This is a genomic window from Brevibacillus sp. FW306-2-1A-C05A, from assembly GCF_058781555.1.
The window spans coordinates 12391-32190 of the sequence record NZ_JBYSWV010000005.1 but is presented as its reverse complement, the minus strand read 5'-3'; the positions used below and the strand labels follow the sequence as shown (position 1 = coordinate 32190).

At 55.5% G+C, this 19800-nt stretch carries 17 protein-coding genes; 2 read left to right on the top strand and 15 right to left on the bottom strand.

All coding sequences use genetic code 11. The features are described 5' to 3' along the window. Position 1 precedes the first annotated feature (1 nt). The 4 genes from AC3WJN_RS06110 to AC3WJN_RS06095 form a co-directional block, all read right to left on the bottom strand. A complete protein-coding gene (locus tag AC3WJN_RS06110) occupies positions 2-553 on the bottom strand; it encodes an HAAS signaling domain-containing protein (protein WP_005826522.1) in 552 nt (183 codons plus the stop codon). Continuing rightward, positions 540-869, bottom strand: a complete 330-nt coding sequence (locus AC3WJN_RS06105; RefSeq protein WP_005826524.1) for a PadR family transcriptional regulator — start codon at positions 867-869, stop codon at positions 540-542. The genes AC3WJN_RS06110 and AC3WJN_RS06105 overlap by 14 nt, the downstream gene beginning before the upstream one ends. A gap of 126 nt (positions 870-995) precedes the next feature. Further along, positions 996-2870 carry a bifunctional metallophosphatase/5'-nucleotidase gene (locus AC3WJN_RS06100; RefSeq protein WP_005826525.1) on the bottom strand — a complete coding sequence of 625 codons (1875 nt, stop codon included), beginning with the start codon at positions 2868-2870 and terminating at the stop codon, positions 996-998. Between the two features lie 65 nt (positions 2871-2935). Beyond that, complete coding sequence (locus tag AC3WJN_RS06095) at positions 2936-3748, bottom strand: alpha/beta fold hydrolase (RefSeq protein ID WP_007782460.1); 813 nt, start codon at positions 3746-3748, stop codon at positions 2936-2938. 119 nt (positions 3749-3867) lie between these two features. On the opposite strand from AC3WJN_RS06095, the gene AC3WJN_RS06090 reads away from it, so the two are divergent. Next, on the top strand, positions 3868-4560 hold the full coding sequence (locus AC3WJN_RS06090) for an alpha/beta hydrolase (RefSeq protein WP_005826529.1): 693 nt from the start codon (positions 3868-3870) through the stop codon (positions 4558-4560). Positions 4561-4670: 110 nt separating this feature from the next. Here AC3WJN_RS06090 and AC3WJN_RS06085 read toward each other — a convergent pair whose 3' ends face one another. From AC3WJN_RS06085 to hemA, 7 genes are all read right to left on the bottom strand, one after another. Then, positions 4671-5396 carry a HipA family kinase gene (locus tag AC3WJN_RS06085; protein ID WP_157179524.1) on the bottom strand — a complete coding sequence of 242 codons (726 nt, stop codon included), beginning with the start codon at positions 5394-5396 and terminating at the stop codon, positions 4671-4673. A gap of 256 nt (positions 5397-5652) precedes the next feature. Further along, complete coding sequence (gene hemL, locus AC3WJN_RS06080; protein WP_005826532.1) at positions 5653-6945, bottom strand: glutamate-1-semialdehyde 2,1-aminomutase; 1293 nt, start codon at positions 6943-6945, stop codon at positions 5653-5655. A gap of 7 nt (positions 6946-6952) precedes the next feature. Then, positions 6953-7927: a porphobilinogen synthase gene (gene hemB, locus AC3WJN_RS06075; RefSeq protein WP_007782469.1), complete on the bottom strand. Its 975-nt coding sequence runs from the start codon at positions 7925-7927 to the stop codon at positions 6953-6955. Between the two features lies 1 nt (position 7928). After that, the gene (locus AC3WJN_RS06070; RefSeq protein ID WP_007782471.1) at positions 7929-8723 is read right to left on the bottom strand and encodes a uroporphyrinogen-III synthase; all 795 of its coding nucleotides are present in this window, start codon (positions 8721-8723) and stop codon (positions 7929-7931) included. Next, on the bottom strand, positions 8720-9649 hold the full coding sequence (gene hemC, locus AC3WJN_RS06065; protein ID WP_007782475.1) for a hydroxymethylbilane synthase: 930 nt from the start codon (positions 9647-9649) through the stop codon (positions 8720-8722). Before hemC ends, AC3WJN_RS06070 begins: the two co-directional genes overlap by 4 nt. A gap of 24 nt (positions 9650-9673) precedes the next feature. Then, positions 9674-10492, bottom strand: a complete 819-nt coding sequence (locus AC3WJN_RS06060; RefSeq protein ID WP_005826536.1) for a cytochrome C assembly family protein — start codon at positions 10490-10492, stop codon at positions 9674-9676. A 71-nt stretch (positions 10493-10563) separates the two neighbouring features. Next, the gene (gene hemA / locus AC3WJN_RS06055; RefSeq protein ID WP_007782479.1) at positions 10564-11925 is read right to left on the bottom strand and encodes a glutamyl-tRNA reductase; all 1362 of its coding nucleotides are present in this window, start codon (positions 11923-11925) and stop codon (positions 10564-10566) included. A 281-nt stretch (positions 11926-12206) separates the two neighbouring features. Here hemA and AC3WJN_RS06050 point away from each other — a divergent pair, with 281 nt between their 5' ends. Continuing rightward, entirely contained in the window at positions 12207-13148 is a 942-nt protein-coding gene (locus AC3WJN_RS06050; RefSeq protein ID WP_005826538.1) for a DMT family transporter, read from the top strand. A 134-nt stretch (positions 13149-13282) separates the two neighbouring features. Here the strand turns inward: AC3WJN_RS06050 and AC3WJN_RS06045 are convergent, their stop codons facing one another. The 4 genes from AC3WJN_RS06045 to lonB all read right to left on the bottom strand — a co-directional run bounded on the left by AC3WJN_RS06045 (position 13283) and on the right by lonB (position 19663). After that, entirely contained in the window at positions 13283-14635 is a 1353-nt protein-coding gene (locus AC3WJN_RS06045) for a protein O-GlcNAcase (protein WP_005826539.1), read from the bottom strand. 52 nt (positions 14636-14687) lie between these two features. Continuing rightward, positions 14688-15356 carry a ribosome biogenesis GTP-binding protein YihA/YsxC gene (yihA, locus tag AC3WJN_RS06040; RefSeq protein ID WP_005826540.1) on the bottom strand — a complete coding sequence of 223 codons (669 nt, stop codon included), beginning with the start codon at positions 15354-15356 and terminating at the stop codon, positions 14688-14690. Beyond that, positions 15353-17695 carry an endopeptidase La gene (gene lon, locus AC3WJN_RS06035; RefSeq protein ID WP_007782486.1) on the bottom strand — a complete coding sequence of 781 codons (2343 nt, stop codon included), beginning with the start codon at positions 17693-17695 and terminating at the stop codon, positions 15353-15355. The genes yihA and lon overlap by 4 nt, the downstream gene beginning before the upstream one ends. 270 nt (positions 17696-17965) lie before the next feature. Continuing rightward, positions 17966-19663, bottom strand: coding sequence for an ATP-dependent protease LonB (lonB, locus tag AC3WJN_RS06030; protein ID WP_005826542.1), 1698 nt, complete (start codon positions 19661-19663; stop codon positions 17966-17968). Between the last annotated feature and the right edge of the window lie 137 nt (positions 19664-19800).

The window sequence follows — 19800 nt, the reverse complement described above, 5'->3', positions numbered from 1 at the left end:
CTTATTTCCCCCTAATCATCTGCACGTTAAACTGCAGATACTTCAGGAACAGACGGTACAGCCACTTCGTCAGCCGCAGCAAGCCTACCGCCAGCATTCCCCCCAGCCCAAGCGAAACGAGACTTCCGAACAAAAGCAAAAGCCGTTCCTGAGACGGCGCGGGAAACCCGTATTCCATCAAAATGCCGAGCGGCGCCACCAAAAGCGACAAGGAGACGGCGTAGCAGGCGATCAGCACGCCGATCAGCGCGAAAAACGGCCCCAGGACGAACACGAGGTTGAAAAAGCCCAAACTGATCGTGGCAATGATCGCTCTGGACATGTTGCCCACGGACGCATTGGACTGCGCCTGATCGATCCGGTAGCCCGCAAGCAGCTCTCTCGCCAGCGCTTTGGGGCTGCCCAGGCTGTCGGCAATTTCGTGTTCGCTTTTCCCCTGCTTGATCCCGATCAAAAAATGTTCGGTATAATCAGCGAGAATGTCCAGACGCTCCTTGTCCGGCAAATCGCCAAGCAATGCCCCCAACTCGTCCATAAACTCACGCCTTGTCATAGCCCAGTCCCTCCTCTATCATTTCGTTGACGCCGCGATTGAATATTCGCCATTCCAGCACGAGATCGTTCATGTACTGTCTCCCCCGCTCCGTTAGCTGATAATATTTTCGCGGCGGCCCTTCTTGCGACTCTGCCAAATAGGTTATGAAAAAGCCTTCCTGGGTCAAGCGCCGCAGCAAAGGGTACACCGTCCCTTCGGCGATATGAAACCGCTCCGAGATGCTCGCAACCAGTTCGTAGCCGTATCTGTCCTGCTTCGCTGTCAAAACGAGAACACACAGCTCCAGGACCCCTTTTTTAAACTGTACGTTCAATGCACATCACCCATGTCAAAGCTTACCAAAGAGGTACTGTATATTGCAAGGTACTTTATGATATAAGAGGACAGGGAGCCGGCTTTTCTCCCTGTCCTCTCTCACACGCATGTTTTCCCTGCCAGCTTATTTTACTTCGACGATGCGGCCTTCTACTTTCGGATTGACCACTTTGCGCTTCATCAGACCTTCTTCCACGATGCTGTACATGGACAAGCCTGTGTTGAAGAACGGCTTTTTGAACGATTCATAGCCGTCTCCACCTGCTGCCAAAAAGTCGATGGTCGCGACTTTGTACGTTTTGGTCAGATCAAGCGGCTTGTCGCCAACCTTCACTTCCAGAACACGCTCGCCTGCAGGCTTGGTCGGGTTGTACGTAAAGCTCATGCCGCTGATTTGCGGGAAGCGTCCTGCGCCTGTTCCCACCTGGCTCACGCCGTTCTCCAGCGCTTGCTTCAGCTCTGCCCCTGTCACTTCCACGATCGCCAGCGTGTTGTTTTCGAACGGAAGCAGCGTGTACAAGTCTTTTTTCGTGATGTCGCCTGCCGCAAGCTGCGTGCGGATACCGCCGCCATTTGCCAGCGCTACATCCGCTTCGTATCCTTTGATGGATTGCGTGCGCTCGAGCATGATGTCGGTAATCAGGTTGCCGACGTTCGTTTCCTTCGCCCGGACAAGCGTGCGGTCGCCATCGAGCGGAACCTCGGATTTCGCAATCACCACATTCATGACGGTATCAATTTTTTTCACAATTTCCTGAACCATTTTGTCAATTTCCGGGTCTGCCACGACGGATTCATCGTATTCTTTCAGACCGCCGCTGAACGCTACCAGCTCTTTGCCCAAATAGTACAGGTCAGCGCGTCCGAGCGATTTGCCGTACTCCCAGTCTTGGACGATGTAGGTGCCGTTTACCAGCTCAGGCGTTGTCAGCGGAGTATGGGAGTGGCCGCCGACGATCAGGTCGATGCCAGGCACGTTTTTCGCGATTTCGCGGTCTACGTCCACCCCGATGTGGGAAACGACGATGACGTGATCTACTTCTTTTTTCAGCTCAGGGACAACGACTTTCGCTACCTCGACCGGATTTTTGAAGGTCAGGCCCTTGACGTTGTCAGGGTGTGTCAGCACAGGCGTGTCTTCCGCGACAAAGCCGACGAACCCGAACTTTTTGCCGCCGATTTCCGCCTTGAAGGTCGGCAACAGCAGCTCTTTGCCATCCGCCTTGAACACGTTTGCGGAAATGACCGGATGCTCCAGCATGTCGCGCAGCTTAAGCAGTTGCTCGTAGCCGAAGTCAAACTCGTGGTTGCCCGCAGCCATCACGTTGTAATCGAGGCTGTTCAGGATCGGAACGACAGACTCTCCTTTGAACTGGTTCACGAAAATGGTGCCTTGGAACGTATCACCCGCGTCCAGCAAGAGGAAGTTGTCGTTTTCCGCGCGCCATTCCTTCAGCAAGGTCGCGATTTTGGCAAAGCCGTATTCCTTTTGCGTTTTGTCTTCCTGGATGTGTCCATGCGTATCGTTTGTATGCGCGATCGTGATGTGGGTCGTTGCCGCATCGCCCAATGCCTGGAAAAATTCGCCGCGCGTCACGGTCGCTTTATTGTCGAGCGCGATTTTGTAGCCGAGCTTTTCGGCCACTTGCGCCAGCTTCGCGGAGGTCAGCACTTGACCCGGATTTTTGAAGTCGTCCTGGCTTACCGCGCCCTGTCCTTTTGCCCAGTCCAGATAAGGAGTCGCCCAGTGCGCGCCTTTTGCTGCTGCCCCGATTTGTGCGCCTTTGAGCTTGGAGAAAACAACCGCTGCCTCCGCAAGCGTAACAGCGCGATCCAGAGCCAAATCGCCATTTTGTCCGGCGGTGACGATCGCTTTTTTCACCATCCAGTCCACGTGCTTGACCGGATGCAGCGGAGCCGCGAGCGCAGAGGTAGACAAGAGCGATGCAAATACGACAGATGCAAACGCTGTCATCATAATTCGACGTGCTTTTTTCATTCTCTAATTCCCCTCTCGTATATGTAAAAATAGATAGGATATCTCTTTTATTATAGCAAAATTTGCTAGGACAATGGTGCGCTTTTCCTGTTGTTTTCGACAAAGCCGCCGATCGCTTCGGCAAGCTGTTCCGGCGCTTCGAGCATTCCCATGTGCCCTGCATCCGGCAAAAGCTCTTCGACAACGTTGCTTTTTTGTACCGTAAACGTTTTGGCTACCGGAATGATCTGGTCCTCTGCGCCTGCGACCAACAGCACTGGGAGCGTCGTTTCCCGCAGGACGTGATTGCGGTCTTTTCGATCGCGCATGGCATACAACGTCTGAATCGCCCCGATCGGGCTGGTCGCGACGCCTATTTCTTTGGCAGCCTGGACTTCCGCTGTCATCGACGCGACATGCTGCGGGGCAAACAGTTTGGGGACGAGCGCCTTGATAAACGGCTCCATGCCGTGTTCGCGAATGCTGTCGGCTCCTTTGTTGCGATTGGCCTTGGCCGCCTCGTCGTCGGGATATGGCGTGGAATGAACCAGTCCGAAGCTGAGCAGCTTGTCCGCGTAGTTTTCGGCAAAAGCGAGCGTAATGTAGCCGCCGAGCGAGTGCCCGAACAGGTGGAACTTGTCCAGACCCGCTGCCGCTGCAAAAAGCGCAATGTCTTCGGCGAACCGTTCCATCGAATACGCTTCATCCGGCGCGGAGCTATGTCCGTGGCCGCGCAAATCGACGGCGATCACGCGATGCGAGCGGGCCAACAGCGGCACCAGCTTGTCCCAATAATGCAGGCTGCCGCAGAAGCCGTGCAGCAAGATGAGCGGCTCCCCTGCTCCTTCCTCCACATACGCGAGCTTGACGCCGTTTGTCAGTTGTGCTTCTTTTTTCATCTGAATCTGCTCCTTTCTGCTTTCGTTTCCGTCTTTTTTGCTTGCCAGCAGATTTTGCTGTCTGTATGATTGGAAAAAATGCCCACAACCGAATTTGGTAAAGAGAGGTGCTTGACTCGTTGATTCAGACAATAGCAGATTCCGTCGCCGGCCCAGATGGACAGAGCATTCCTTATACCTTGATCCAGGCGGGCGAGTCACCGTCCCGCGCACTTTGCTTTTTCTTTCCCGGCGCCAGCTATTCCTTCGACAAACCGTATTTGTACTATTCGACGATGCTTTTTTTGCGCAAGCAGGTAGATATCGTCCACGTACACTATTCGTTCGGACAAGACAACGCAGCCTTTTGGAACAGTCCATTCGCCGAAAAAAGCGCGTGGCTGCAAGCAGACGCAAAGCGGCTTGTCTCTCATGTGCTCGGCAAGCGGGCGTACGAACAAATTTTTTTCCTCGGAAAGTCTATCGGGACGATTCCGATTGCGTGCGGCCTGCTCCATGCCTCTGCGTTTTCCCGCACGTCAGCCGTTCTGTTGACGCCCTTGCTGACAGAGGAATCGCTCGTAGCCGATCTGCTCTCTGTCAAGCAGCAAGTACTGCTTGTCTCCGGCACGCAAGACCCTTACTACCAGCCAACTGCGCTTGAAAAAATAGCCTCCTCCAGGCCAAACGTTCGTCTTTATCTGCCTGACGGGGCCAAGCATTCCTTGGACGTGGGACTTGATGTTTCCCGTTCTCTGGCCGTATTGCAGTCGGTCATGGACGAACTGGACAGCTTTGTAGAACGGGAGCTGGACGCCCACGCCGGAAGCTGACAGCGACCGCCTGGCAGAGCGCGGTTCAGGCAAAATGCTTGGAAACTCGCTTCAACGCTTTTTTCAGGTGCTTGCGGCGGCAGAGCAGCACTTTTTGGATGAACTTTTTTTTATGCTTTGGTCAGCAACCCTTTCGGTACTCTTCTGATTGCTTTTTTCAGCTTTCCTTTAGGCATCGCCTGAATCTTTTTCACCATTTTCCCCAGTTGCTTGCGGTTGTCGCGCGTAAACCGCTTCAAGCCTCTCGGAATGCGCTGCTTTTTCTTGTCGCCGGAATGCAGGCAAAACTTGTAGGCTTTTTTGCAGGAAAACTTCTTCTTGGCCCGCCGGAGATTCCATTTAGTAGGATTACCAAACAAGGAAATCCCATGATCGATTCCGTACCACTTGTACTTCTTCCCCGACTTTTTCTTGTGGAGAATCAGGTTGTGGTCGGATCGGTCCGGATTGAGAATCCAGGCGTCAAAAGCGACCAGGCGGGCCAGCTTTTTGGCCTGCTTGACGTACTTGTGCGGCTTTTTCAGCAGCTTCTTTTTCGCCTTTTTCCACGGAATGACCTGGCCGCCCTTGGCCTGCATCGAAATGAGGCCGCGCCTGATCCGGCCGCGCGGTCCGCGCACATGGGCCTGAATGACTCGCGCCACAGGCAAGCCGAGACTTTTCGCCAGGTGGGCGGCAATGTACTCGTTGGCAACGAGAATGCGGTAATTTCTGCGAGGATACCGATGAACGGTCGACTTGAAAAAGCCTTTTCGTCCCTTGCGATTTTTCACCTTCCAGATCAGTCGGCCATACTTTTTACGCAGGCGCTTTCGATAGCGCCACTTCAGTCTCACCACTCGTACACCTCGTCCCTGCATTTTTTACATCATACGGACTTGGGTTCTGAATGGTGAAACCAAAAAGAACAAGACCTTTGGCCAAAAGGAAAAACAGGTGTTGATCCCTCATCTTTTAGCGGAGGGGAAGGAACCGTCGCTACTGTATTCTCAGACGCCCTGCCAATTCCTGCTAGATGACGGGTTTCTTTACAGAAAAAAACACCTCCTGCCTTCCGACAGGAGGTGCTTGCTTATGTTTTTCGTACACGCTTTACGCTTCCAACGTTTTTTGCATAGCGCGGTAGCTCGCTTCGATCGTGCGTTCGATATCTTCCTCGGTATGCGCCAGCGAAACGAACATTCCCTCGAACTGGGACGGCGGGATCATGACGCCTTCGTCCAGCAAGTGGCTGAAGTAGGCGGAAAAGCGCTCCAGATCGGCCGTTTTCGCCGTTTCGTAGTTGATGACAGGCGTGTCGGTGAAGAACAGGCACACCATGGAGCCTACCCGGTTGAGCGTGTGCGGGATCCCCAGCTTGCGCGCATTTTCTGCGAGTCCTTCGCCGAGACGCGCCGACAATTTTTCCAGATACTCATACGCACCCGGCCTGCTCAGCTCTTGCAGCGTGGTCAAGCCTGCCGCCATCGCCAGCGGGTTGCCGGAAAGAGTTCCCGCCTGGTAGATCGGTCCTGCCGGAGCAATCTGCTGCATGATCTCCCGCTTACCGCCGTAGGCCCCGACCGGAAGACCGCCGCCGATGACTTTGCCCATCGTCGTCAGGTCAGGCGTGATGCCGTACAACTGCTGGGCGCCACCAAGCGCTACGCGGAAGCCCGTCATGACTTCATCGAAAATGAGCAGCGTGCCGTATTTCGCGGTAATTTCGCGCAGCCCTTCCAAAAAGCCGGGCTGTGGCGGAACGACACCCATGTTGCCGCCAATTGGCTCAACGATGACAGCCGCCAGGTCGTCGCCGAACGTTTCGAAGGCGAGCTTCACGCTGTCCAGGTCGTTGTACGGCACCGTGATCGTATTCAACGCCGTTCCTTCTGGCACGCCCGGGCTGTCCGGCAGACCGAGCGTCGCGACACCGGAGCCTGCTTTAATCAGCAAACTGTCCGCATGGCCGTGGTAACAGCCTTCGAACTTCATGATTTTGTTGCGCTTCGTATAGCCGCGCGCGAGGCGCAGGGCGCTCATCGTCGCCTCTGTCCCGGAGTTGACCATGCGCACGACTTCTACGGACGGAACCAGTTCACATACGAGCTTGGCCATCTCGGTTTCGCGCTCTGTCGGAGCACCGAAACTCGTGCCAAGTGCCGCCACTTCCGTAATCGCGGCCAGCACGCGCGGATGCGCATGTCCGAGAATGAGCGGCCCCCAGGAGCCGATGTAATCAATGTAGCTGTTGCCGTCCACATCAAAAATTCGCGAGCCTTCCCCTTTGGCGATGTAGACCGGATTGCCGCCCACGCTCTTGAACGCCCGCACCGGGCTGTTCACTCCGCCTGGTATGTAATGCTGTGCTTCTGCAAACAACTGCGTCGATTTTTCTCTTGTCATCTCGTCCTCACCTCGCCAGCCATTTTGCTACATCTTTGGCGTGGTACGTAATAATCAGGTCCGCACCAGCCCGTTTGAAGCCCACCAACGTTTCCATTACGATCCGCTCTTCGTCGATCCAGCCGTTTTGCGCAGCGGCTTTGACCATGGAATACTCGGCGCTCACATTGTAGGCGACGATCGGCAGGTTGAAGTTTTCGCGCAGGCGCAGCACCATGTCCATGAAGGCAAGGCCCGGCTTCACGATCAAAAAGTCTGCCCCTTCCTTCACATCGGAAGCTGCTTCGCGCAGTCCTTCGCGCGCGTTGGCCGCGTCCATCTGGTAGCTCTTGCGATCGCCAAACTGCGGTGTCGAACCAGCTGCATCGCGAAATGGTCCGTAGAAGGAGGATGCGTATTTCACTGCGTACGACATGATCGGAATATGCTGGAAGCCCGCTTCGTCCAAAGCTTCGCGAATGGCGATCACGAAACCGTCCATCATGTTGGATGGAGCGATGATGTCCGCTCCGGCTTTTGCCTGGGAAACTGCCGTCTTGCCCAAAAGCGCAAGCGTCTCGTCATTGACGACTTCGCCCTCGTGAATGACGCCGCAATGTCCGTGATCGGTGTATTCACACAGGCACGTATCGGCAATCACGATCATTTCCGGGTGGGCTTCCTTGATCTGACGGATGGCTTGCTGCGTAATCGCCTCGTCGTTGTACGCTTCCGTTCCGCAGGCGTCCTTGTGCTCCGGTACGCCGAACATCAGAACAGACTGGATTCCCAGCTCCACGATTTCCTTCATTTCTTCCGCCAACATATCCAGAGAGAGCTGGTACACGCCTGGCATGGAAGCAATCTCGTTTTTGATGCCGGTCCCTTCCACTACAAACAGCGGGTAAATCAGGTCTTCCACGCGAACGTGATTTTCCCGTACCAGATTGCGCATTGCCGCGCTTTTGCGCAAGCGGCGATGACGATCAAATGTTAGTGCCATGTCAATTCCCTCCCAGATTCTCTAGTAAAGCTTCTAACAGTCCATCCACGGTGTACTCGCTCGCGACCACGTCGACGGCAAGCCCGTTTTTTCTGGCTGTCTCGGCAGTGATCGGACCGATGCAGGCAATCCGCACCTGATCCAGCCAGCCTGGCGAGGCAAACGGCGCCATCGCCTGGATGAAATGAGTCACGGTAGATGAGCTGGTAAACAAAATGACATCAATCCGGCCTTCTTGCAACTGTTGGGCCGCTTCCGGCGCCCGTGACCCGTCGATGACCGTCTGGTAGGCGTCTACCTCTGTCACGGCAAGCCCCAGCTCTTTCAGCTCTGCCGGCAAAGCCTTGCGGGCGATATCGGCCCGCGGCAGCAGCACGCGCTGCCCCGGCTGAAGCTGCTCGTGCAAGCTCGCAAGCAAGCCCTCCGCTACGTAATCGGACGGAATGACCGCAACCGAAAGCCCGTGCTTGGTCAGCGCTTGCGCGGTCTTGGGACCGACCGCCGCGATCTTCCCGGCAAACGCCGCGAAGCCGACTCCTACCTGCTCCATGCGCTCCAGAAAAAACCGCACGCCATTGACGCTGGTAAAAATCACCCAGTCGTAGCTCGGCAGCTCGGAGATCGCTTCGTCGAGCTTTGTTTTGTCTGCGGGCGGGATCATTTTCAAGAGCGGAAAGGCATACGCCCCTCCGCCCAAACGCTCGATTTTGTCCACGAGCTCCTGCACCTGGCTTTTCGCGCGCGTCACCATGATGCGCTTGCCCGTAAGCGGCCCGCGCGATCCGACGGCTGTCATTGCTCGTTCTCCCGCAGCACCTGTGCGAGCACCTCGCCAGCTCCTTGCGCCAGAAGCGCTTCCGCTACCTGCACGCCGAGCGCCTGCGGATCGCGGCCAGTCGCCGTGTTTTTGAACATTTGTTTTCCGTCCGGCGAGCCGACCATCCCGGTCAAAGTGATTTGCTTATCTTCTCCGACCGTCGCGTAAGCCCCGATCGGAACCTGGCAGCCGCCTTGCAGCTTGTGCAGGAAGCTGCGCTCGGCTGTCACCGCCAGCCGCGTCGGCTCGTCGTCGAGCTGCTTCAACAGGGCCAGCGTCTCTTCGTCATCGGCGCGGCATTCGATGGCGAGCGCTCCCTGGCCGACGGCTGGCAGGCTGATTTCCACAGGCAAAAATTGCGAAATGTTCCCTTCGTAGTTGACGCGCGCAAGTCCCGCTGCCGCCAGGATGATCGCATCGAAGTTGCCTTCTTCCAGCTTGCGGATGCGCGTATCAATGTTGCCGCGAAGCGATTCGATCTGAATGTCCGGGCGATGGGCGAGAATTTGCGCACTGCGGCGCAGACTGCTCGTGCCCACGAGCGCTCCTTCTTTCAGTTCATCCAATGTCTTGCCATCCAGGGACAAGAGGACGTCCCGCGGGTCAACCCGCTTCGGAATCGCACCGATCACGAGGCCCTCCGGCAATTCAGCCGGCATGTCCTTCAAGCTGTGCACGGCAAAATCCGTTTCCTTATCGTACAGAGACTGTTCGATTTCTTTGACAAAAAGCCCTTTTCCGCCAACCTTGGACAGCGTCACATCGAGAATGCGGTCGCCCTTCGTCACGATTTCGTACAGCTCAAACTCAGCCTGCGGCGCGAGTTCTTTCAGTTTTTGTACGACCCAATTCGTCTGGGTGAGCGCCAGCTTGCTGCGACGCGTCCCTACTTTCCATTTTCCCATGACAGCCTCCTTGATGAACAGCCACTACCACCAGCTGTGAAATGTAGAAGTCGTAATGCCTAAAAAATTGATGAGCAGAAGCAAAAACGCCAGGACGTTCCACTGGGCGAGCCTGCGCATTTGCAGCGTATCCCGATAGCGTTTGTACAGCCAGAACGAATAGCTGGCCAAGACAAGCATGGAAGTAACTACTTTGGAGTCCAGCAAAAATTTTTCCGGCAACACCATTTTTCCCCAAATAATCCCCAGTACAATCGAAAGAAGCAGCATCGGCACGCCGAGCATGTTCATCCGGTAGGCGTAGCCTTCCAACTGGTCCAGGCTGGGCAGCCTGCGCAGAAGCGGAGTCCAGCGCCGCTCCTTGAGCATCTTATGCTGCAAGAGGTACATCGCGGAAAAGATCATCGACAGCGAAAACGCGCCATAGCTGAACATCGCAAGCGTCACGTGCGTCAAGAGCAGCTCCGAGGTCAAGACGTCAGATACTGCGACGATGGGCGTCTCTGGCAAGAACATCGACATGACCAGGACGACAAACCCGATAATATTTGTAAAAAAAACCAGCAAATCAATGCGAAAAAAATAGTGTAAGGCAAGTGATAGGCTTACCAGCACCCATGAGTAAAAAAAGAGCGTCTCAAACAGCGTAATGACAGGAAAATAAGCTTTCATCACTGTCTGCGACACAAAAAAAGCAGTTTGCAAGGCCCAAACGACAATAAGCAACCCGAAAGCCAAACGATTGACTTTCCGGTTGCTTTGCAAGAAGTCGTTAAAATAGAAGAGAACACTTGCAGCGTAGAGAAAGATCGTCAGGTCGTAGATCCATCTCACCTCGGCCATGCACTCTCTCCCCTCTTTCCCTATCGGTTTCTATCGATGGCAGTATCGTTTTTGCAAAGAAGAGAAGGTCTTTATTTCGGCACACGGGAAGCCAGGACCTGCTCGCGAGCTGCTGGCTGCTTGCTTTTGTCGTCTGCCCAGAGCGCTTCCTGCTCTTTGCGTTCCAAAATTTCTTCGAGGGCAAACATTTTGGTGAAAATGTCCAGCACTTCATCTCCGTATTTGGTAGCTGCCATTTCCTTCAGGCGCACGACCGGATCGTGCATGAGCTGATTGACGATCCCTTTGGTCGTCTTGCGAATAATGTGCATTTCGCGCTCGGTCAAGTTCGGCAGCTTGTTTTCTATCTTGCGCATCGCTTCACCCTGGATGGTGAGCGTTTTTTCACGCAGCGCGGCAATCAGCGGCGCTACGCCCAGCGTCTGGTACCAGGTCGTAAAGGCCACAATCTCCTCTTCGATCATCGCATCCAGCCGCTCCGCTTCCCGCGAGCGCTCTGCGACGTTGCTCGCGACGATTCCTTCCAGATCGTCAATGTCGTACAAAAAGACATTATCCAGATCGTGCAGGTCAGGATTCAGGTCGCGGGGAACCGCGATGTCCACCATGAACAGCGGACGGTGCTTTCTTTGCTTCATGATTGGCGCCAGATCCTTTTTGCCGAGGACGTATCCGGTCGCTCCCGTAGAGCTGATGACGATGTCGGCAGTGAGCAGCGCCTCAGGCAACTGCTCCATCGTACAGGAGTCCCCTTTGAATTTTTCCGCCAAAAGCTGTGCCCGCTCCAGCGTGCGGTTCGCTACCATGACTCGCTCGGAGCCGTTGGCGTGCAAATGCTTGGCTGTCAGCTCGCTCATTTTGCCCGCTCCGACAATCAGGACGGACTTCCCGGCGAAAGAGCCAAAAATCTTTTTCCCCAGCTCCACGGCAGCATAGCTGACCGATACGGCGTTTTGTCCGATCGCCGTCTCCGTATGGGCGCGCTTGGCAAATGTAATGGCTTGCTTGAACAACGTGTTGAACACCGTTCCCGTCGTTTTCAGCTCTTGCGCCATCAGGAATGCGTCGCGCACTTGTCCGAGAATTTGCGTCTCTCCCATCACCATCGAATCGAGACCGGCAGACACTCTGAACAAATGGTCGATTGCCTGTTCATTCTCTTTTATATAAAGGTGATCTTTGAACCGTTCTTTTTCCACACCGAACCATTCCGCCAAAAAGCGGCGCGTATAGTCACGGCCGATATTGGCCTGGTCGCAGACGACATACAGTTCCGTACGGTTACATGTCCCCAGGATGACACATTCCGCAATACTCTTCGTCTGGGAGAGAAGATGAAGAGCGCGTGCAGTCCCATCATCGCTGAATGTAAACTTTTCGCGAACTTCGACAGGTGCCGTTTTGTAGTTTAAGCCCAGCAAAAGAATATCCATAGTGTCCTCCCAGAATGACATACGTGCATACGCCATATGTAAAATGCACTATTATTATAACATTATGTCCCGAATCGGCCACGAGTAATTGTGAAAAGTTTATTAACGGAAACGCGCTTTTCGGCGCTGATAGAGTCGAAAACATAGCTTGAAACGGCGGCAAAAAGCGACAAATGGCGCACGAATCCGCTTGAAATCCCGTTGCGAATCACGTATGATGCTGGATATACGTCTACAAAAATAAAGTTTCGTAAACAAACCGGGAGGAGAGAAAAGAAGCATTGAAAAAACCATGGATGGCAGATATAACGCTGCTTCTGATCGCTTTGGTCTGGGGAACCACGTTTTTGATCGTGCAGCAGGCAATCGCCTCACTGCCCCCTAACACGTTCAACGCTGTTCGCTTCACGGTGGCCGCCCTGTTTTTGCTCGTCATTTTCCTGATTCGCTCTCGCCACCAGCTCGCAGCATTCCGCGGCCCGATCGTTCGCGCCGGGATCATCCTCGGCTTTTGGCTCTGTCTCGGTTACGCGCTGCAAACGGTCGGCCTTTTGTACACGACGCCTTCCAAAGCCGGATTCATTACGGGCTTGTCTGTCGTACTGGTTCCGCTGTTCTCCTTTTTGCTTTTGCGCGACAGGATCAAGCCTGTGGCGGTGATCGGCGTCATCCTCGCAGCAGCAGGCTTGTATCTTTTGACACAAAATCAGACCTTCTCGTTCAACCTGGGGGACGCGCTCGTGTTCGGCTGTGCGATTTGCTTCGCCATGCAGATCGTCTTTACCGGAAAATACGCGCCGCGCTTCGCGGCATTGCCGCTTGCGATCGTTCAGCTCGGGACGGTTGCGGTCATGAGCTGGCTCTACTCCTTTTTCTTCGAGGACTGGAGCCGGGCGTTTGATCCGGCGATCCTGTTCATCCCGGAAGTAGCGACAGGGTTGATCGTCACCTCGATCTTTGCAACGGCCCTCGCCTTTTTGGCCCAGACGGCTTTGCAAAAGCAAACTAGCTCCACACGCGTGGCGCTCATTTTCGCGCTGGAGCCTGTGTTCGCCGCGCTGACTTCGTACGTCTTTATCCACGAGGTACTGAGCGGCAGACAGTTGATCGGCTGCCTGATGATTTTTACCGGGATGATTTTGGCAGAGCTTCCGATCGGACAGTGGCTTGCGCAAGCGCGCTCGCGCAAAGGCAAGGCAAAGGAAGGCCGCGAGTCGGCCTGACTGATTCGAAACATTGGCTGTGCCAATCCCAAGCCATTGACGCAGCCTTGCACAAAAAAGGTTCCTTCTCCCCCAAGGGAAAGGAACCTTTTTTCGCGAAAACGCCGAAAGCCCCCGGCAAGACAATCGCCTGGTCAGTTGCTCTTTCTGACCTCCTGCAAGATCGCGTCCACAAACAACTGCATGACCTGTCCGCACACTTTTTGCGGCAAGCGCTCCGTGCGCTTGATCCACTGCTTGAGCCGCAGCAGGTGGTAGGCGGCTTGCGGGATTTTGCCGCTCGTTCCGTGGTCGATCAGCGCGACGGCAGACTGGCCGACTTTGGCCCAATGGCGGTATTTTTCAATCCACGGCCGCGCTTCCTTCGCGAGCTTGAGGTTGCTCATCCCGCCGAGCAACTGGTGGGCGGTTTGCTCCATCTCGCGAAACAGCAAGGTCAGCTCGGAGACTGCCTTGTTCCGATCTCCCTGCAAAAACTGGAAGCGAAAAGCAAGAAACGCTTCGAGCAGGCGCGGCGACTCGCCTTCGCACAAAAACGAGCTTTGCACATTGTCGGCAAACGTGAAGAACGCTTCGGCATCGTCCTTGCCCGCCACTTCCTCCACCGCCTGCTTCCAGGCCGCGTCCGGATCGTAGCCTTGCGGATCGCGCAAATAGGCGGCCGTCGTCATCAACGGAATTTTCGAGCATTCAGGCAGCGACATCGCGTTTGCCACGTAGCCTGCGGCGTGCTGCCACAAGTCCGGGTCGCGATGGCGCAATGGGCCGATATGCAGCTCGCTTGCCATCGCCAGGTCGTTGACGGGGTAGTTATCCCAGTAAAACGGCTTGTGCCCCGTATATTCGCCGAAGCGAACCGCATCGCCATCCGTCAGGTACGGCGAGCAGACAAACCGCCCCGTCCAGAACAAGTCAATCTCTTCGGGCAAATGCCGGCCCAGGTGCTGGATGTACGGCTCTTTGCCAATGCCGTTGTACTGGGTCGGGCAGACGACCAGCTTGACTGGCTCTCCCCACTCCTGCATCGACTCCCAGACGCGCCGGGTAGTCTGCACGTGAGCATCTGCCAGGTGGGCAAACTGCGCGACATCCCGTTCATGCAGCAGGTGCATCGGGATGTCGTCGAACAACAAGGAAAAATACCGGACGCCTTTGTCGTACATCGTCCGATATTTTTTCAAAAGCAGCTCCGTGTGGGCCGGACTCGCATATTCCATGCTGAGGCCGGGGCTTAGACAGTACACAAACTGCATGCCCCGTCCCAGGGCGCTTGCGATCAATTCGTCCAGTTGGCGCATCGCCGCTTCCGGATGCGGCTCCATCCATCGCTCCCGCAAATATACATCGTCTTTGGGCGAGTAGAAATACGCATTGTAATCGTGCCGATGCAAAAAATCAATCATGTCCAGCCGCTCTGCATGCGTCCAGGGCGTTCCGTAGAAGCCTTCGATCACACCGCGTACGGCAAAGCAAGCCAGTTTGCTCACAAAAGCTGCCTCCCCTTCCCACTTGCGGATTGGGTCTTTGACGGTATCTGCGTTACTGTTCCCGCTCGCTCGCGGCTGCTGCCGACACAGAAGCGTCAGTCGCCTCCGCTGCTTCCACCTGCGCAGGCTGGTCTTTTTCCCGCAGTCGGCGCAAGATTTCGCCCCACAGCTCATCCTTGCCTTGACCTGTCTCCGAAGAAAACACGATGATCGTATCGTCACCGCGCATGTTCAACGTCTGGCGGATGATCTTCGTATGTTGCAGCCAGCGTCCGCGGGCAATTTTGTCGCCCTTGGTCGCGACGACGACCGTCGGAATGCCGATCTGTTTGCACCATTCGTACATCGCCACGTCGTCCTTGGAAGGAGCGTGGCGAATGTCGACGAGCTGGATGACGAACCGCAGCTCTTTCCGTTTTTTCAGATAGCCCTCGATCATCTTTCCCCATTGTTCCTTGATCGTCTTCGCAACCTTGGCGTAGCCGTAGCCGGGAAAGTCGACGAAGTAGAGCATCTGGTTGACGCGGAAGTAGTTCAGCGTCTGGGTCTTCCCTGGCCGCGAGCTGATGCGCGCGAGCCCTTTGCGGTTCATCATTTTGTTGAGCAGCGAAGACTTGCCCACGTTGGAGCGGCCGACGAGAGCGATCTCGTGCAGGCCGTCCTCCGGGTATTGCTTCGGTCCGACAGCGCTGATGACGAACTCGGCTGAAGTTACTTTCATGATTTTTCACCTGCTGTCGGCTGTCTGGTCAGGGCGTGGCGCAACACTTCATCCAAGTGCTCGACCGGATAGAAGGTCAGTTCTTTTCGCACGCTCTCCGGTATATCTTCAATGTCTTTCTCGTTGTCTTTTGGCAAAATAATCGTCGTCAAGCCAGCGCGATGCGCGGACATGCACTTTTCCTTCAGGCCGCCAATCGGCAAAACTCTTCCGCGCAGGGTGATTTCGCCCGTCATCCCCACTTCTTTTTTCACAGGGATTTGCGCGAGCGCCGATACAAGTGCGGTCGCCATCGTAATTCCTGCGGACGGGCCGTCTTTTGGAATCGCGCCCTCCGGAACGTGGATGTGGATGTCGTTTTTCTCGTGGAAAAGCGGGTCAATCCCCCACTGCTCGGCACGCGAGCGAATGTAGCTGAAGGCCGCCTGCGCGGATTCCTTCATGACATCGCCGAGCTTTCCGGTCAAGGTGAGTTTTCCTTTTCCTGGCAGGATGCTGACCTCTACGTTCAGCGTATCGCCGCCTGCCTGCGTCCAGGCGAGGCCCGTCACCGAGCCGATCTGGTCTTTTTTCTCCGCCAGGCCATAGCGGTAGCGCGGTTTGCCGAGCAGCGTCTCCAGTGTCTTCGCGGTGACGACGACGCGCTTTTTCTCCCCGCTGACGATCAGCTTGGCGGCTTTCCGGCAGACGTTGGCGGCTTCGCGGTTCAGATTGCGCACGCCAGCTTCGCGCGTGTACAGGCGGATGAGCTTGAGCATGGCGTCCTCGTGCACTTGCAGCTTATCCTTGCCAAGCCCGTGTTCTTCCATCTGCTTCGGCAGCAAGTAGCCGCGCATGATGTTGAGCTTCTCCAGCTCGGTGTAGCCGGAGATCGAAATGACCTCCATCCGGTCCAAAAGCGGGCGCGGAATCGTGTCGAGGCTGTTCGCCGTCGTGATGAACATGACATTCGTCAAGTCGTACGTCTCTTCGACATAGTGGTCGCTGAACTTGTCGTTTTGGTTCGGGTCCAGCACTTCCAGGAGCGCCGATGCCGGATCGCCCCGGAAATCGGACGCCAGCTTGTCGATCTCATCAAGCAAAAAGACCGGATTGATCGTGCCCGCCTGCTTCATCCCCTGGATGATGCGGCCTGGCAGCGCGCCCACGTAGGTGCGGCGATGCCCGCGAATCTCGGCTTCGTCACGCACGCCCCCGAGCGAAATGCGCACGAACTTGCGCTCCAGTGCGCGTGCGATCGAGCGCGCGAGGGAAGTTTTCCCGACGCCGGGAGGTCCAACCAGACAGAGAATCGGCCCGCGCATCGAGTTGACGAGCTTTTGCACAGCCAAATATTCCAGCACGCGCTCCTTCGGCTTTTCCAGACCGTAGTGATCCTCGTCGAGCACTTCTTGCGCGTGGTGAATGTCGAGATTGTCCACCGTCGTCTTCGTCCACGGCAGAGCGAGCAGCGTGTCGATGTACGTCCGGATGACCGAGCCTTCCGCAGAAGTGGCTGGCATCTTTTCCAGTCGTTCCAGCTCTTTTTCGATTTTCGCCTTGATTCTTTCGGGAGCGTCGGATTTCTCCAACTGCGCGCGCAGCTCATCCACTTCTCCCTGACGGCCGTCCTTATCGCCGAGCTCCTTTTGAATGGCTTTCATCTGCTCACGCAAGTAGTATTCCTTTTGCGTGCGCTCCATCTGCTTTTTCACGCGGTTGCCGATCTTGCGCTCCAGCTCCAGCACCTCGCGCTCGTTGTTCAAAATATCCAAAAGAATTTCGAGCCGCTCCTTGATGTTGACCGTCTCCAAAATCTCCTGTTTGTCCTTCATTTTCAGCGGCAGATGGGAAGCAATCACGTCAGCCAGTCGGCCCGGTTCTTCGATGTCTGTTACGGATGTAAGCGTCTCGGGGGAAACTTTTTTCGACAGCTTGATGTATTGCTCGAAGTGGTTGAGCAGCGAACGCATCAGAGCTTCTACTTCATTTTCCTCCGTTTTTTCCTCTTGCAAGTATGTAATGGACACGACGAAATAATCTTCCTGTTGAAGATATTCCTCAATCTTTGCGCGTTGCAGCCCCTCTACCAGCACACGAATTGTGCCGTTTGGCAGCTTCAGCATTTGTTTCACGCGCGCAACGGTACCGATGCTGTAGATTTGCTCTGCATCTGGCTCCTCTATGTGGACCTCTTCCTGAGTCGCAAGCAAAATCTTGTTGTCGTCCACCATGGCTTGCTCCAGTGCGCGGATGGACTTTTCCCGTCCAACGTCCAGGTGGAGTACCATGGTCGGATACACAAGCAATCCTCGCAACGGGAGAAGCGGTAATTCTCGTTTACCGGAACGTTCGCCCAAGCGGATGCACCTCTCCTTGTTGATCTATCCCTTCTTGCCAAGAGCCTGATAACAGACAAAAACGGCTCCCAAAGCCGTTTTTTGCCCACCCGGCATATCCGAATCACCCCAAACGACACGTAGAACAGACAGTCATTCTGACGCGTCCATCCCCAGCATTTGGGAGCCCGTTACAGGCCGGGTAGGGCCCCGGGCTCTTTGCAAGCAGAAGCTTTTTACCATTGTAGCGCAAACACAATCCGATGTCTAATCCGCGGGCGCTTGCGACTGTTAGAGCGTCATTGGCGAGGAGGCCAAATCCTCCGCCGGAATCTGCAAGGTAAATCCAGGCGCTTCCTCATCCTGCACAGCGACCTTCGGCACAGCCAGTTCCATGACTTGCGAGACGGTCGAAACCGGAATCACCTCGATGCCCTTCATGTCAGCGAAAATGCTCTGCCAGTTTTCTTCGGGAATCAGCACGCGCGTCGCTCCCGCCTGCCGGGCCGCCTCGACCTTGGCGACCACGCCGCCCACCGGCTTCACCTTGCCGTGAATGCTCACTTCGCCCGTCATGGCGAGCAGGTTGTCTACCGGCACTTCCATAATCGCCGAATAGATGGCGACCGCAATCGCGATCCCTGCGGAAGGTCCGTCGACAGGGACTCCGCCCGGGAAGTTGACATGCAGATCGTAATCGTACGGACGAACTCCCATCCGGTTCAACACGGTCAGGACGTTTTCGATCGACCCTTTGGCCATGGACTTCCGGCGAATCGTGCGGCTGCGGCTGCCCATTTCCTCTTCCTCGGCCATGCCCGTCATCGTCATTCGCCCCTGACCAGGCACGGCGGTTGGCGTAGCCGTCACTTCCAGCTCCATGACGCTGCCCATGTTCGGCCCGTAAACGGCAAGCCCGTTCACCAGCCCCACCTGTGGCGTATCGTGCACCTGCTTTTCGGGGCGCGGCGATTTTTGGCTGCTGTGTACGACCCACTCCACATCTTGCGCGATGATCGTATTGCGTTCCTCGGTGAGCGCAATCCCTGCGGCGATTTGCAGCGTGTTGATCGCTTCGCGGCCATTGGTGGCGTAACGCTCGATGACTGCCACTGCACTGTCCTCGATGGTCATCTGCATCTTGGGAACGGCTGTGCGCACGATGCTGCCGATTTCCGCGCCTTTCAACGGCCGGAAGAAAATCTCCAGACAACGAGAGCGCAGGGCGGCAGGAAGCTCTTCAGGCAGCCTTGTCGTCGCGCCGACCAGACGAAAATCGGCAGGCAGCCCATATTTGAACACATCGTGAATATGCGACGGAATCTGATTGTTTTCCTCGCTGTAATAGGCGCTTTCCAGCATGACTTTGCGGTCTTCGAGCACTTTCAGCAGCTTGTTCATTTGCACAGGGTGAAGCTCCCCGATCTCATCGAGAAAAAGCATGCCTCCGTGCGCTTTCGTTACCGCGCCCGGCTTCGGCTGGGGAATGCCGGCCTGACCGAGCGAGCCCGCCCCTTGGTAGATCGGGTCGTGAACAGAGCCGATCAGCGGGTCCGCAATCCCCCGCTCGTCAAACCGGGCAATCGTCGCGTCAATTTCGATAAACTTGGCGTCCGCATTAAAAGGCGAAAGCTTGTTTTTCTTCGCTTCTTCCAGCACGACCCGGGCAGCAGCGGTCTTGCCCACTCCCGGCGGTCCGTAGATGATGACGTGCTGCGGGTTCGGTCCGCACAGCGCGGCACGCAACGCCCGCAGCCCATCCTCCTGCCCTACGATTTCCTCCAGGGTAGCGGGCCGTGTTTTTTCTGACAACGGTTCTGTCAAGGCGATCATTCTCATTCTGCGAATCGTGTCCAGATCTTTTCGCGATTCTTTTTCCGTGGAAGTTTTCGTGTTTCTCTGCGCTCGCAGCAAATTCCAGAAGTAGGTGCCAATCACAATTCCAACAACCACTTCAATGACAGCAATGACCAACGTGGTATAGTCCATATGCAGTCCCTCCCATGCGTCCTTGCAGCTTTTTTACGCATATGTAAAAGCGTCTCTTCAACGATATCAAGTAGTATTGCCCCGCAAACGAGTACGTAAACCATAAACCCGCAAAGCCAACTGGATGAATATGGAAG

Excerpts from the sequence above, each read along its gene's own strand:
- AC3WJN_RS06060 (WP_005826536.1), bottom strand. The coding sequence starts at position 10,492 with ATGGCCGAGGTGAGATGGATCTACGACCTGACGATCTTTCTCTACGCT.
- hemA (WP_007782479.1), bottom strand. The coding sequence starts at position 11,925 with ATGGATATTCTTTTGCTGGGCTTAAACTACAAAACGGCACCTGTCGAA.
- AC3WJN_RS06070 (WP_007782471.1), bottom strand. The coding sequence starts at position 8,723 with ATGACAGCCGTCGGATCGCGCGGGCCGCTTACGGGCAAGCGCATCATG.
- hemC (WP_007782475.1), bottom strand. The coding sequence starts at position 9,649 with ATGGGAAAATGGAAAGTAGGGACGCGTCGCAGCAAGCTGGCGCTCACC.
- hemL (WP_005826532.1), bottom strand. The coding sequence starts at position 6,945 with ATGACAAGAGAAAAATCGACGCAGTTGTTTGCAGAAGCACAGCATTAC.
- AC3WJN_RS06100 (WP_005826525.1), bottom strand. The coding sequence starts at position 2,870 with ATGAAAAAAGCACGTCGAATTATGATGACAGCGTTTGCATCTGTCGTA.
- yihA (WP_005826540.1), bottom strand. The coding sequence starts at position 15,356 with ATGAAAGTAACTTCAGCCGAGTTCGTCATCAGCGCTGTCGGACCGAAG.
- hemB (WP_007782469.1), bottom strand. The coding sequence starts at position 7,927 with ATGGCACTAACATTTGATCGTCATCGCCGCTTGCGCAAAAGCGCGGCA.
- AC3WJN_RS06110 (WP_005826522.1), bottom strand. The coding sequence starts at position 553 with ATGACAAGGCGTGAGTTTATGGACGAGTTGGGGGCATTGCTTGGCGAT.
- lonB (WP_005826542.1), bottom strand. The coding sequence starts at position 19,663 with ATGGACTATACCACGTTGGTCATTGCTGTCATTGAAGTGGTTGTTGGA.
- AC3WJN_RS06095 (WP_007782460.1), bottom strand. The coding sequence starts at position 3,748 with ATGAAAAAAGAAGCACAACTGACAAACGGCGTCAAGCTCGCGTATGTG.